The organism is Clostridium formicaceticum, assembly GCF_001854185.1.
Classification (GTDB): domain Bacteria; phylum Bacillota; class Clostridia; order Peptostreptococcales; family Natronincolaceae; genus Andreesenella; species Andreesenella formicacetica.
Window position 1 is genome coordinate 3,589,560 of the sequence record NZ_CP017603.1, and the last position, 14,168, is coordinate 3,603,727.

The window sequence follows — 14,168 nt, forward strand, 5'->3', positions numbered from 1 at the left end:
TTAACACCTCCTTAATCTTGTTGTAACAATTCCTTTAATTTAGCAAATCGAGGATCTATATTATCTTCACTATCTTGATTACATTTACATTCTTCTAGGTTTAAGTCTTTACCACATGTTTTACACAGTCCCTTGCAGTCTTCACTGCATACCACCTTCATAGGAAGATTCATGATAATTTGTTCTTTTATCATTTCATTAAAATCTATGCTATTATCACGATAGATAGCAATGTCTTCTAAATCATCATTGTCCTCCAACTTTTCCTCTTCAACTAATTCAACGTCAATATTGTTTTTTAGTAAATGAGTAAAGGGCTTTAAACATCTTCCGCAGTGAACCTCTAGTTCTGTTTCAATATTACAGGACAGAAAAATTTTTTTCCCAACACTATATATTGTTCCCAAAACATGTATAGGCCTTATCACCTTAAGAACATCACCATAATAGTTTATATTATCAAGGTCAACAGTAAAGTCTATATTTAGTTTATCATGTTCCCCTCTTTTTATGGTGTTTAAATCAAACTTCAACATCCTCACCTCTATTAAGTATACCACAGTTTTCTCTATAAAAGCTTTAAGAAAATAGCTTTTACGAATATATCAACAAAAATGATTATACAAATCAATTGATTGTTTGTCAAGCATTTTATCTTGATACGTTAAAGGAATCATAGAATTTCAAATCGAAAGGCAAATATCCCTCTCCTTCATAATGAAAAGGTAGAGAGTTTTCCCTACCTTTTTGCTTTGATTATCCTACAAGGGTCTTTGTATCTCTTGCGATCATTAATTCCTCATTCGTTGGGATTAATAATACCTTTACTGCAGCGTCATCTGTTGAAACAACAGTTTCTTTGCCACGTACATTATTTTTCTCATCATCAATCTTAATACCTAAAAATTCAAGACCTTTACAAATCTCTTTTCTAGCTATAAAAGAATTTTCGCCTAATCCCGCAGTAAATACTACTGCATCTAAACCGCCCATTTCAGCAGCATAAGCTCCTATGTACTTCTTTACTCTTTGATAATATAAGTCTAAAGCTAATTGTGCTCTTTCATTTCCTTTTTCTGCAGCTTCTTCAATATCTCTGAAGTCACTACTAATTCCTGATACACCTAACACACCAGATTTTTTGTTCATTGCATTGGTTGCCTCTGCTATTGTTAGGTTTTCTTTATTCATCCAGTAGTCAATGATGGCCGGATCTATGTCACCGCATCTTGTTCCCATTGCTAATCCTTCTAATGGTGTAAAGCCCATACTGGTATCAACAGATTGTCCATGATTTACTGCTGCAATACTGGCGCCGTTTCCTAAGTGACATGTAACAATCTTTAAATCTTTTAGTGGTTTTCCTAACATTTCAGCTGCTTTATCTGAAACATACTTGTGAGAAGTACCGTGGAAACCATATCTTCTTACTTTATATTTTTCATATAATTCGTAAGGTAGGGCATACATATAAGAAGCAGCAGGCATGGTTTGATGGAATGCAGTGTCAAATACTGCCACCATAGGTGCTTGAGGTAAAATTTCTTTACATGCATTAATTCCCATTAAGTTTGGAGGATTATGTAATGGCGCTAATTCTGCACACTCTTCTATTGCTGTTTTTACTTCGTCATCAATTACCACAGAACTAGAGAATTTGTCTCCTCCATGAACAACCCTGTGACCTACGGCAGAAATTTCTTCCATAGATTGAATTGCACCATACTCGCTATTTGTTAAAGCATCTACAACGATTTTGATAGCTGCTTTATGGTCATTCAATGGTTCTTCAATAACAACCTTCTCTTTACCTGTTGTCTCATGTTTTACAAAAGAACCATCTATGCCAATTCTCTCTGCTATTCCTTTTGCTAATAATTCTTCATTTTCCATATTAATAAGCTGGTACTTAAGTGAAGAACTTCCACAATTCATAACTAATACCTTCATTTTAATTTAATACCTCCTATTTAATTGAATGTAAGTAATTTGATAAATACTTGTCAGAAAATCTCTTAACATTACAATCATAATAAATTTCTAATGTTTTTTCAAGTTTTTCGATGATTTTTATTAAAATTTATCTTTCATTTATATTTTTTCTTCAAACAACTACATTATTATCTGTTATATTTACTATCGGTATACGCCTTGAAACTTGAATTTTAATATCCAAGATCATATGATTTCGCCTTAGCTAAAAAACGTAGCCAAGGACTGCAAATGTAACCCTTAGTATATTAAAATCCATAGGCGTATGTCTATAAAATAACCTTATTGATAACAATCTATACATGATTAAACATTCGTGTTATATTTTATTAAATAGATTCTTTTTATTCACCGATTATAAAAAAGCGATATTTACATATAGTAAGTTTTAATAATTTCGATAAAATAAAAATAATGGAGGTTTTTTTATGAAGGTATTGGGCTTAATCACTGAATATAATCCTTTTCACAATGGACATCTATATCATTTAAATGCATCTAAGGAACTTACTGGTTGCACCCATGCGGTGGCTATCATGAGTGGAAACTTTCTTCAAAGAGGGGAACCTGCCTTAGTTCATAAGTGGGATCGAGCTAAAATGGCGGTACAAGCTGGTGTTGATTTAGTTATTGAACTTCCCACCCCTTATGCCTGTGCTACAGCAGAGTTGTTTGCCTTTGGCTCAATAAGCCTACTTCACGCTATGGGGGTAGTAGATGCATTGTGTTTTGGAAGTGAATACGGAGAAATTTCCTTGCTAAAAGTAATTGCCAATGTTTTATTTTTATCGCCTCCTAAATTCAAAATTTTTCTCAAAAACCACTTAAAAAAGGGCTTATCTTTTCCTTCGGCACGAACAAAAGCTTTGGCTGATTATTTTAATCTAGATGACGATTGTAATCTTAAAACCTCAGACTTAGAAGTCATAGAAATGATTATGAATAGTCCTAACAATATTTTAGCGATAGAATATATGAAGATGTTAAAGAAATTAAATGCTTCTATTCTTCCCTATACGATTCCTAGAATCAAGGCCGCCTATCATTCAACTAAACTTGAAGGCAGCATCGTAAGCGCTACTGCTATTAGAGAGCATTTTTATAGAAAAAATCATCTTCAAGAACTAAAAGGAACCATGCCCCCCTCCTCCTTGAATATCTTGGAAGAAGCTTTTGAGAAAAAATTGGCCCCTATCTTTAAAGAGGATTTTGAAAAAGTTATTTTGACGCTATTAAGGCGGGAAAGTAAGGAAAGCCTTTCCCATTATTTTGACATAAGAGAAGGGTTAGAAAACAAAATTTTTCAGTGTAGTCATCACTGTAATTCCTTAACGAATTTATACCATTGTGTAAAAAGTAAAAGATATACACAAACTCGTTTTCAGAGGATTTGTATGCATGTGTTATTAAATCTTAAGAAAAAAGATATTATAGATTTTACTTCTTCCGGAGGTCCCCAATATCTTCGGGTTCTTGCTCTAAATAATAAAGGCAGGGAAATTTTAAAGGCCTGTAAGTTAAAAGCTACTTTGCCTATTATTAATAAGATTAATCAATATGTTCCCTCAAATGAAATCGCTAAAAAAATGTTAGAGATAGATATAAGAGCAACGAATCTATATGCCTTGGCTACAAATAACGAAGATTATTCTACCCGTCCTTTAGACTTTTATATAAGTCCTTATTACCAAGTAACATAGTAATTAATATCTTATTCTCCCTATATAAAAGAATATATACTTTTAAAAACAAATATATATTTATTAAAGGTTTATTGTCAATTTTATATAGATACGCGCTTCTAAAGTTAAATTTTAATATACACGGTCTACGGTTTCGCCCCAAAACCGTGGGCTGCAAATGTAGCCCTTAGTATATTAAAATTTAAGGGCGCACATCTATAAGCATATTAACTTTAACCTTACATCCTTCTTTGAAGGATCCATCTTATCTAGGGGGAATACTATGTCTAGCTTCTTTATCCTGCTACTGATGTTGGTAGTAATTATATTTTTCATTCGTTTTAAAGATTACAGAAAAAGGTTTCAAAAACTTGTGATGGACTACTTCATTATATTGATGGTTGTTGTCCTGGTGGTTTGTATTATTATTTTTCCAAATCAATCGGTAAAAGCAGCTTATGAAGGACTAAAGGTCTGGTTTGCTGTTGTATTACCTGCTTTACTTCCCTTTTTTATTGGCTCAGAATTACTGGTAGGATTAGGTGTTGTTAAGTTTATCGGTACATTATTAGAGCCTATTATGCGTCCACTTTTTAACGTTCCAGGGGAGGGCTCCTTTGCCTTTGCTATGAGTGTCACCTCTGGTTACCCTGTTGGGGTGAAAATCACTACGAAATTGCGGTCAGAGGGATTATTATCAAAGATAGAGGCCCAACGTCTCGTATCCTTTTGCAGTACTTCAGGACCACTGTTTCTTATTGGTGCTGTTTCTATCGGGATGTTTCAATCCTCTGAAGTAGGCTTACTTTTAGCTATTTGCCACTATACAGCAGCTATTGTTGTTGGTCTTTTTTTTAGCTTTTATAAAAGGTCCTCTAGTGAAGATACTTCTGCTTTTTTATTGTCAAAACATAAAAACTTAATTAAAAAGGCTTTTGTACAATTAAATATTGCCCGTAAAAAAAATCCTCCCTTTGGAATTTTATTAGGCAATGCTGTCAGAGAGTCTATCAATACGATGTTGATGGTAGGAGGATTTATTGTTTTATTTTCTGTCATCATCAATATCTTTGATATTGTTGGCTTGATTGATGTGGTCGCCAATTGTTTATATTTTTTGTTTCAAGCGCTTCCTATAGATTTTTCTATTATCAAAGGGCTCATTACAGGCCTTTTTGAAATAACAATAGGTTGTAAAATGATAGCAGATACTTTGCATGCTGCTCTTATTCATCGCATTGCTGCTGCTGGATTCATCATTGGTTGGAGCGGCTTTTCAATTCATGCACAATCTATTAGTATTTTGAGCACTACTGATATTAATCTCTGTCTTTACATATTTTCAAAGCTATTGCACGGCATTTTTTCTTATCTTCTTGTTTATTTGGTTTATCCTATATTTACAGTGCTTTATGCTTTTACTACCCCTACTTTTTATCATCACGAGGAATTATCCCTATATGAAAAAATTATTAACAACTTAACCCTTTCAATAGAAATTTTTCTGATGCTCTTTGTTGGCGTTTTGTTGATTTCTTTACTTACTGGTTTTTTTATTATGACTATAAATAATTTTAAAGGAAAAAAACGAAATAAATAGGATGAATTAAAAGGGATGAAGAAAATTACTTCATCCCTTTTAATTCATCTCTATTGTTTTTTACAGTTTCCATTAACCCATTTAAAATCTCTTCAATATTGGATAATATTTCATCTGCATAATCTCTAGCGCCTAAACGCATTTCCTTTGCCCCTATTTGAGCTTCAGTAATGATTTCTTCTGCCTGTCTATGGGCTATCTTTGTAATTTCATCTTGCTCTACCATAGCTATTACATGTTCATTAGCTTCCTGTATGATGGTATCTGCCTCCTGCTGCGCTTCTACTAAAATTCTTTGTCTTTCTTCCTTAATCCATTGTGCTTGTTTTACTTCATCTGGTAAATGTATTCTAATTTCCTTAATAACCTCCAGCATTTCATCTCTATCTACCAGAACTTTATGGGCAAAGGGTATTGACGATCCACTTTCTACAATTTCTTCTAACTCCTCTAACAACTTTAATACTTCCACAATCATTCCCCCTATTTATTAAAAAATTTACGTTTTTAAATTTTTTGAAAGATTGCTTTTTTAGTTGATTCTGGAACTAATCCCTCTATGCAGCCGCCAAACTTAGCTACTTCTTTCACTAAGCTAGAACTTAGATAAGAATTTTCACTGCTGGTCATCAAGAAAATTGTTTCTACATCCGGTGCTAATTTTCTATTCATCAATGCCATTTGAAATTCATACTCAAAATCTGATACAGCTCTTAAGCCTTTGATGATGACTTTAGCATCATTTTTTTTAACATAATCTATTAATAAACCAGAAAAACAATCTACTGTAACATTTTTATAAGCAGCTACAGCTTCCTTTATTAAAGTAACTCTTTCCTCTAAAGAAAATAATGAATTTTTATTAGGGTTTTGTAGTACAGACACAATAACTTTATCACATAATTTAGATGCTCTTTCAATAATATCTAAATGTCCATTGGTAATCGGATCAAAACTCCCAGGATAAATACCTGTTTTCATTGAACTTCCTCCTTTTGTTTGTAAAAAGTAGCACTTGTATTACCGTAATTTTTGCAGCGAAATTGTAGAATAGAATCTATCTCCCCGGGTATATCCTCGTTTTTATCATGCTCCACAACAACGATACCTAAAGGGTGCAGGAGCTTATTTCTAATGATTTCTTCTAAAGCAACAACTGCTAATCCTTGCTTATAGGGCGGATCCATAAAAATAATATCAGCTTGTACATTTTTATTGGCCAGTTTATGAATAGCAGAAACTACATCTGCATGCAGTACTTCTGCCTTTGAAATAAAATTGGTTTTATGTAGATTTTTCTTAATAATCTCTATGCTTTCTTGACTTTTATCTACAAAGTATACTTTTTGAGCCTTTCTTGATAAAGCTTCTATACCTAGATTTCCTGTACCAGAAAACAAGTCAATAACAGTACCATCATATAAATAGTTCTGTACTATATTAAAAATCGATTCCTTCACACGATCTGACGTAGGCCTTATCTGTAAGTCCTTTGGTGTAAAAAGCCTAAGCCCTCTAGCCTCTCCAGCAATAATTCTCATAAATTTCCTCCTTAAACAGCTCTATCTATATTTTAACATACCAACTATTGGTTAACAAAATATTTTTCTAATATATAGGAGATTCCATAAATCTTCTTCTTTGTACTTAAACTTTATTCTATATATAACTTATTCACTCTATATCTCACATTGTACAACTTTTTTATGCCTTTTATACTAACAATAAAAGGAACAACCTCTGCTGTCCCTTGTTATCAATTAAGTTCCTTCAAATCCCTTGAATTTTTCTTCTAACTTTTCTTTTAATAAAGGATGTTTTTCTAAGGTTAAGTAAGGATCTTCTTTTAGCAACTCCTCTACTTGGCTTTGCACCTTTTTTAAAACCTTCATATGCTTAAATAAGTTAGCTATTCTCAAATCTGGTAATCCATGTTGTCTTATACCAAAAAATTCTCCAGGGCCCCTGATTTCCAGATCTTTTTCAGATATAATAAACCCATCTGTTGTTTCTTCCATAATCTTCATTCGTTCCTTAGCTATTTTACTTTTATTATTATGTATTAATAAACAATAGGATTGAAAGTCTCCTCTTCCAACCCTGCCTCTTAACTGATGTAATTGGGCTAAACCAAATCGTTCGGCGTTTTCTATAATCATCATAGTCGCATTGGGTACATTTACACCTACTTCTATAACAGTAGTCGATACCAATATATGTATCTTATTTTCTAAAAATAACTTCATCACCGTTTCTTTTTCTTTGGGATGCATTTTACCATGCAATAGTCCTACCTCATAATCTGAAAAATAAGTGGCAGCCAATTCTTCTTTTATTTCTGTGGCAGCTTTAGCCTCTATCGCCTCAGATTCTTCCACCAAGGGACATACCACATAAGCTTGTCTCCCTAAACGCAACTCTTTTTTAGCGATATGATAGACCCGCTCTTTTTCTTCTGAGGTTAAACTACGGGTTTTTATTTCTTTTCTCCCTGGAGGAAGCTCATCAATGATGGATATATCCAAATCCCCATAGAGTATCAAAGCTAATGTCCTTGGAATAGGTGTGGCCGTCATAACCAAAATATGTGGATTATCACCCTTCTCTGCAAGGATTGCTCTTTGTCTCACCCCAAAACGATGTTGCTCATCAGTGATAACCAGGGCCAATCGATAAAAATTTACAGTTTGTTGAATAAGTGCATGTGTGCCTATAATAATATCAATTTTGCCTTCTTGTATTTCCTGTGATAATTGCTGTTTTTTTGCCTTTGTCAAACTGCCGATTAATAGACCAATCCTTATTCCTAAGGGTTCTAATAGCTGTTTCAAAGAATGATAGTGTTGCTCTGCTAGTATTTCTGTAGGCGCCATAAGAGCCCCTTGACAGCCATTTATAACAGCTTTATATAATGCAATAATAGCCACAATGGTTTTTCCAGATCCTACATCTCCCTGCACTAATCGGTTCATAGGAACCTCTTTCCCTAAATCTTCTAAAATTTCCTTTAGGACAGCTTTTTGAGCCATTGTCAAAGCAAAAGGAAGTCTCTTCAGAAAAACATCTATTCCCTCATTATTTCTAAGAGGAATACTTTTTTGCTGCTTTATTGTTTTTTTCTTTATTTTTATCAGTGCCAATTGCAATAGTAGCAACTCTTCAAAGACCAGCCTATATTTTGCTACCTTTATCTGTTGCAATGAAGTAGGAAAGTGTATATATTTTAAAGCAAATTGTAAGCTACAAAGCTTATTTTTTTTAACAATATCCTCCGGAAGATAATCTACGATCTCTTCAACGACTTCTATGATATTTTTTTGAATATCAATAATTTGCCTTTGTGTTAGCCCCTCCGTAGTGGGATAAACAGGAACAATTCCCTCCTGCATCGTTACTTTATTAGCCTCCATTATTTCATAAATAGGGTTGATCATTTCTAAGCCTTGAAAACTTTTTTTTACCTTCCCATAAAGCATTAAATGGTCGTTAGGCTTAAATTTATTTTTCATATAAGGCTGATTAAAAAAAGTAATGGTAATAGAACCAGTTGCATCTTTTAATAAATATCTATTAATATTTAACCCTTTTCTCACATAAATTGACTGGCATGTTCCCACGACAATACCATATATTGTCGTTTGGTCCCCTGGTTGTACTTCAATAATTTTTTTAGAAATGCTACGGTTCTCATAGTCCCGTGGAAAATGATAAAGCATATCTTCTATGTTAGAAATTTTTAGCCTTTTTAGCAAAGATAGCCTCTTAGGACCAACGCCTTTAATGTATTGAATATCTTTTTTTAGCATTTCCATTATTTTATTCACTCCTAAAACGACAATTCTTATATTAGGCTATTTTTCATCACTCTATAGAAAATATATAATAATACAAAGGTTGTCCTCCATAGTATAGCTCTACATCACAGTGAGAAAAAAGCCCTTCTAATCTTTCTTTTAATTGATGAGCAACCTTTTCCTCCGTTTCTTCACCGTAAAAAATTGTAATCATTTCATCCTCTTCTGTCACAACTTTATTTAATAGTTCAACAGACACATCAAATATTTCTCTACCTACAGCTCGAATTTCACCTTCTCCTATCCCCAGTATATCTCCTTCGTGAATAGCAATATCATTATAACTAGTATCCCTGACAGCATAGGTAACCTGTGCAGTTTTTACATTTTGGATGGCTTCTAGCATCTCTTCTTCATTACCTTGTGGTGTGTTTTCTAAATTAAATGCCATTAAAGATGTAATCCCTTGAGGGACAGATTTTGTTGGTATGACTCTGATATCTTTTTGAGAAATGCTTTTCGCCTGATTTGCTGCCATAATAATGTTACTATTGTTAGGCAAAATAAAAATGGTTGTCGCATCAACGGTATCAATCGCCTTTACAAAATCCTCTGTACTAGGGTTCATCGTTTGACCCCCTTCAATGACACAATCCACATCAAAATCCTTAAATATATCTGTTAGACCTTTACCCATCGTTACAGTAATAAAGCCATATTGTTTCTTTTGTGATTTCGGTCTTATCTCTTCCGTCTCCTCAAAGTTTTGATGCCTATGTTGCAATCTCATATTATCTATCTTTATATCCTTTAAGCAGCCTAGCTTTAACCCATGCTCTAGTACCTCTCCTGGATGATTTGTATGGATATGAACCTTCACAACATTTTCATTTCCCACCACCAACATAGAATCTCCATAATTCTTTATCGTGTTTTTTAGCGCTTCTATATCAGCATCTGCAACATTGATAATAAACTCTGTACAATAACCAAATTCTATATTACCTTCTACAAGCTCTTCATGTTCAACAGTTCGCTGTATAATTTCTAAATCTTCTGTTGTTGGCGTATTCCCTGTAAGTACAGCTAATGCACCTAAATAAATGTAAATTAGACCTTTCCCTCCAGAATCTACTACCCCTGCTTCCTTCAATACCTTTAACATATCCGGGGTTTTTTTCAAGGTTTCTTCTGCTTCTATAATCACTTTTTCCACAAAGGCAATGATATCTTTTTCCTTTTTAGCAATGACTATCGCTTGTTCAGCACTTTCTCTTGCTACGGTTAAAATGGTTCCCTCTACAGGCTTCATAACAGCCTTATAGGCTGTATCAGAAGCCATCTTGAGGGCATTAGCTAAATCTTTTGTTGTAAGTTTTTCTTTTCCCTTTACTCCTTTTGCAAATCCCCTTAGTAATTGAGACAAAATAACGCCAGAGTTTCCTCTAGCCCCCATTAAGGAACCATTAGCTGCTAAGGAAGCTATTTCTTCTAAAGTATCTCCTTTATTGTTTTTTATTTCTTTTACTGCCGACTGCATCGTTAAAGACATATTTGTTCCCGTATCTCCATCCGGAACCGGAAATACGTTTAGTGCATTTACTACTTTTTTATTCATTTCTAAAGATTGTGCTCCAGCGATAAACATCTGCTTTAGTAATTGCTGATCTATGTATTCAACTTTCAAGTTTTGTACCTCCTTAAATTACTTTTGAACTCTGACGCCTTGTACATTGATGTTTACTTTTTTCACATTCATGCCTGTGAGGTGTTCTATATTGTATTTTACTTTTTCGATAATATTATTGGCTACAACAGAGATTCTTGTACCAAATTCCACAATAACGAACAATTCAATCGTTATTTCATCGTTTTCTGTATATACTTTTACACCTTTACTAGAATGTTCTCTTTTTAAAAGCTCTACCAGCCCTCCTGCAGCAGATTTTGCAGCCATACCTACTAAACCATAACATTCCATAGCTGAAGCACCGGCTATAGAAGCTAATACATGATCATCAATAACGATTGTACCAATATCATTGGTTAATTTTCCTGGCATCTGTTACCCTCCTTTAGTATTTTTATCTATAATATTTTAAATATTTTTTCCCTATCATGAAGAATAATGTATGTAACGCCTCGAATATATTTTAAAATCTCTATAACCATTGTATATGAATCTGTAAAATAGTTCAATAGAACAAAGTCTTCCTCAAAACACCTTTCGCTTCATTTTTCTTGAAAATAGCTAAAAAATTGTGCAAGTCCAGCAAAATCTATGATTTTCTATGTTCATAAAAACAGGTTTGTGATTTTTCTTGAATTATTTTCATATTTTCGTTGCAAAATAGGTAGTATTGTGGTAATATTATAATGTTTTTAAAGCTTGAACATGAGCTTGAAGGAGGTGTTCATAATGGCAAGAGTATGTGAAATATGCGAAAAAGGAAAAGTACATGGCAATCAGGTCAGCCACTCCAACCGTCATAGCAAAAGAACTTGGTTACCTAACTTAAGAAGAGTAAAAGCTATCGTTGATGGTGCGCCTAAAAGAATTAACGTATGTACAAGATGCTTGCGTTCTGGTAAAGTAGAAAGAGCTATATAAATAAAAAAAGCCAACCTAAAATGGGTAGGCTTTTTTTGCTTCAGAAATGATAAATCAAGATTCCAATAATCATACATACAAAGGCAAATATGAAAATCCACAGTGTAAAAGGGATGACATAAAGAAATATACAAAGACCTATGATAAACATAATTAAACCAATGAATTTGGACAAAGACATTCCTCGTCTCCTTCGAAACATCTAATCACCTACCTAAGTTCATTATTATTAATATCATATTCAACAAAAACAAAAATGCTACTCAATTATAAAATATATTGAGTAGCATTTTTTCTCATTCTCTTGACTTTATCACCAAAAGCACCCCCGTTTTTACAGAAATCACAGCTTTCTTTTCTGCAAAAACATTGCTTATGCCTAAAGTACTGCCTAACGCTATATCCCTATCTTTTAGAGGATACTCTAATCCTTTAAGAGTAACCCCTTTTACAGAGTTTGTTAAAGGAATGATAGAAATCGTTTCTCCTACCTTACCTTCTATATCCAATTTGCTATTGGTGATGGTAATATAATTTTTTTCATCGATAATTTTACCTTCTATACCTTCTTGTAATATCTTCCATAATAGCATCACGTTAGCTAGGCTATGATCCTGTCTTGAACCCAAGGCCCCAATGATCGTGATGCTTTTGGGTTTTAATTCAAAGGCATACGCCACCGCCAGTTCTGTATCTGTTTGGTCTTTTCTAGAGGGAAATTTTCGGCATTCCACCCCCTGTTGCTGCATCCATCCTAAATCTTCAGGATGAATAGAATCAAAATCTCCCACCAGCAAATTCGGTACAACTTTTATCCTTCTTAAATATCTAGCTGCTCCATCAGCACATATGATATATTTATTGCTGATGGTACCTTCGATGTATCGTAAGCAATTGATGTCTCCATTAGCAACAATGACAATCTCCATAAAATTCCCTCACTATCCAGCGTTTTTTCTTATTTCCTTTACCGTTGCTTCTATGCTATCACTATTGAATATAGCAGATCCTGCAACGATAACATTGGCACCTGCTGCTGTAACCAGATGTACATTATCTGGCTTGATGCCTCCATCCACTTGAATATCCACATCGAGTTTTCTTTCGTCAATGATACTTTTTAATTGCTTAATTTTATCCAGCATGCTAGGAATAAACCTCTGTCCACCAAAGCCTGGATTCACTGTCATAATCAAGACCATATCTAGATCCTCTAATACATATTCAATACTACTTAATGGTGTGGCAGGATTGAGGGCTACCGCAGCCTTTACACCACAGGATTTTATATGTTGTATTGTGCGATGTAGGTGCGTGCAGGCCTCACTATGAACAGATAGAATAGCAGCACCTGCCTTCACAAAATCTTCAATATACCTGTCTGGATCTTCTATCATCAAATGCACATCAAAGGGCATTTTGCTTCTTCCCTTTAAGCTTTGCACAATCGGAGGGCCCAATGTAATATTTGGCACAAAGTGCCCATCCATTACATCGATATGCAATAGATCACATCCAGCTTCCTCAACTCTTTTTATCTCATAGGCTAAATTTCCAAAATCCGCCGATAGTATCGATGGGGCTAATTTTATCATTTGTTAGAACCTCCTATTGCTTCTAATTTCTTGTAAAAACTGCAGATAACTATGATAACGCTCTTTTGCAATCTTGTTTTGCTGCAAAGCATTTTTTATGCCGCAGCTTGGTTCATCTACATGCTGGCAAGAGGAAAACTTACATTCCTCCATGTATTCATCAAACTCCGGAAAATACAAGGCTAATGCTTCTTCTTCTATAAAATCTATGTTTAAAGCACTAAATCCAGGGGTATCTACTACCCAACTATGTTTTTCGATAGGAATCAGTTCTGCATGTCTTGTTGTGTGTTTCCCTCTAGCTGTTTTGGCACTAATTTCACCAGTTTTCAACTGCAGATTGGGGTGGATTTTATTTAATAAGGTAGACTTTCCTACCCCTGATGGCCCTGCAAATACACTGGTTTTATCAAGCAATACTTTTCTTAAATCAGTGATGCTGACTTCATTTTTGGCACTGGTTAATAGCACTTTATAACCTACAGCCCGATATCTATCAGCAATTGGCATATATGCCTCCGTTGTTGCCAAATCTACTTTATTAAAGCAAATAACAATTTCTAGTTCCTGACTTTCTGCTAGAACTAAGAATCGATCTAATAACATAATATTTGGCTCTGGTTGAATAACAGCAAAGACGATAACCGCTTGATTTACATTTGAAACAGTAGGACGAATCAACTCTGTGCTTCTTTCCATGATTTTTTCAACAACCCCAACCTTTTTTTGCTCATCTGTAATAGAAATCTCCACATAATCCCCTACCAAAGGTGTTATCTTCTTCTGCCTAAATATACCTCTAGCTTTACACTCGTAGATTTCTCCCTCCACATCTACATAATAAAATCCACCTATCCCTTTGATCAACCGGCCCTTTTTCATTGGTTTCCTCCT

The 14,168-nt window shown here is 34.1% G+C and carries 14 protein-coding genes; 3 read left to right on the plus strand and 11 right to left on the minus strand.

Annotated elements, in window-relative coordinates; translation table 11 throughout:
- Positions 1-11: 11 nt before the first annotated feature.
- The gene (locus BJL90_RS16745; RefSeq protein ID WP_070970653.1) at positions 12-536 is read right to left on the minus strand and encodes a YceD family protein; all 525 of its coding nucleotides are present in this window, start codon (positions 534-536) and stop codon (positions 12-14) included.
- Positions 537-756: 220 nt separating this feature from the next.
- Entirely contained in the window at positions 757-1,950 is a 1,194-nt protein-coding gene (locus BJL90_RS16750) for an acetate/propionate family kinase (RefSeq protein WP_070970656.1), read from the minus strand.
- Positions 1,951-2,420: 470 nt separating this feature from the next.
- Here BJL90_RS16750 and BJL90_RS16755 point away from each other — a divergent pair, with 470 nt between their 5' ends.
- On the plus strand, positions 2,421-3,692 hold the full coding sequence (locus BJL90_RS16755; RefSeq protein ID WP_070970659.1) for a nucleotidyltransferase: 1,272 nt from the start codon (positions 2,421-2,423) through the stop codon (positions 3,690-3,692).
- Positions 3,693-3,957: 265 nt separating this feature from the next.
- On the plus strand, positions 3,958-5,274 hold the full coding sequence (ylbJ, locus tag BJL90_RS16760) for a sporulation integral membrane protein YlbJ (protein ID WP_156778835.1): 1,317 nt from the start codon (positions 3,958-3,960) through the stop codon (positions 5,272-5,274).
- Between the two features lie 25 nt (positions 5,275-5,299).
- Here the strand turns inward: ylbJ and BJL90_RS16765 are convergent, their stop codons facing one another.
- The 6 genes from BJL90_RS16765 to BJL90_RS16790 all read right to left on the minus strand — a co-directional run bounded on the left by BJL90_RS16765 (position 5,300) and on the right by BJL90_RS16790 (position 11,130).
- A complete protein-coding gene (locus tag BJL90_RS16765) occupies positions 5,300-5,752 on the minus strand; it encodes an ATPase (protein WP_070970662.1) in 453 nt (150 codons plus the stop codon).
- A 29-nt stretch (positions 5,753-5,781) separates the two neighbouring features.
- Positions 5,782-6,255, minus strand: coding sequence for a pantetheine-phosphate adenylyltransferase (gene coaD, locus BJL90_RS16770; RefSeq protein WP_070970665.1), 474 nt, complete (start codon positions 6,253-6,255; stop codon positions 5,782-5,784).
- On the minus strand, positions 6,252-6,815 hold the full coding sequence (rsmD, locus tag BJL90_RS16775) for a 16S rRNA (guanine(966)-N(2))-methyltransferase RsmD (RefSeq protein WP_070970668.1): 564 nt from the start codon (positions 6,813-6,815) through the stop codon (positions 6,252-6,254). The genes coaD and rsmD overlap by 4 nt, the downstream gene beginning before the upstream one ends.
- A gap of 219 nt (positions 6,816-7,034) precedes the next feature.
- Positions 7,035-9,086 (minus strand): ATP-dependent DNA helicase RecG, encoded by a 2,052-nt coding sequence (gene recG / locus BJL90_RS16780; RefSeq protein WP_156778836.1) that lies wholly within the window; start codon positions 9,084-9,086, stop codon positions 7,035-7,037.
- A gap of 49 nt (positions 9,087-9,135) precedes the next feature.
- The gene (locus BJL90_RS16785) at positions 9,136-10,716 is read right to left on the minus strand and encodes a DAK2 domain-containing protein (protein WP_070973353.1); all 1,581 of its coding nucleotides are present in this window, start codon (positions 10,714-10,716) and stop codon (positions 9,136-9,138) included.
- Between the two features lie 57 nt (positions 10,717-10,773).
- Positions 10,774-11,130, minus strand: coding sequence for an Asp23/Gls24 family envelope stress response protein (locus BJL90_RS16790; RefSeq protein ID WP_070970674.1), 357 nt, complete (start codon positions 11,128-11,130; stop codon positions 10,774-10,776).
- A 357-nt stretch (positions 11,131-11,487) separates the two neighbouring features.
- Here BJL90_RS16790 and rpmB point away from each other — a divergent pair, with 357 nt between their 5' ends.
- Positions 11,488-11,679 (plus strand): 50S ribosomal protein L28, encoded by a 192-nt coding sequence (rpmB, locus tag BJL90_RS16795; protein ID WP_070970677.1) that lies wholly within the window; start codon positions 11,488-11,490, stop codon positions 11,677-11,679.
- Between the two features lie 296 nt (positions 11,680-11,975).
- On the opposite strand, the gene BJL90_RS16800 is transcribed toward rpmB, so the two are convergent.
- The 3 genes from BJL90_RS16800 to rsgA are packed head-to-tail and all read right to left on the minus strand — an operon-like array spanning position 11,976 to position 14,156.
- A complete protein-coding gene (locus BJL90_RS16800; protein WP_070970680.1) occupies positions 11,976-12,608 on the minus strand; it encodes a thiamine diphosphokinase in 633 nt (210 codons plus the stop codon).
- Positions 12,609-12,620: 12 nt separating this feature from the next.
- The gene (rpe, locus tag BJL90_RS16805; RefSeq protein ID WP_070970683.1) at positions 12,621-13,274 is read right to left on the minus strand and encodes a ribulose-phosphate 3-epimerase; all 654 of its coding nucleotides are present in this window, start codon (positions 13,272-13,274) and stop codon (positions 12,621-12,623) included.
- Positions 13,275-13,277: 3 nt separating this feature from the next.
- The gene (gene rsgA, locus BJL90_RS16810) at positions 13,278-14,156 is read right to left on the minus strand and encodes a ribosome small subunit-dependent GTPase A (RefSeq protein ID WP_070970686.1); all 879 of its coding nucleotides are present in this window, start codon (positions 14,154-14,156) and stop codon (positions 13,278-13,280) included.
- Between the last annotated feature and the right edge of the window lie 12 nt (positions 14,157-14,168).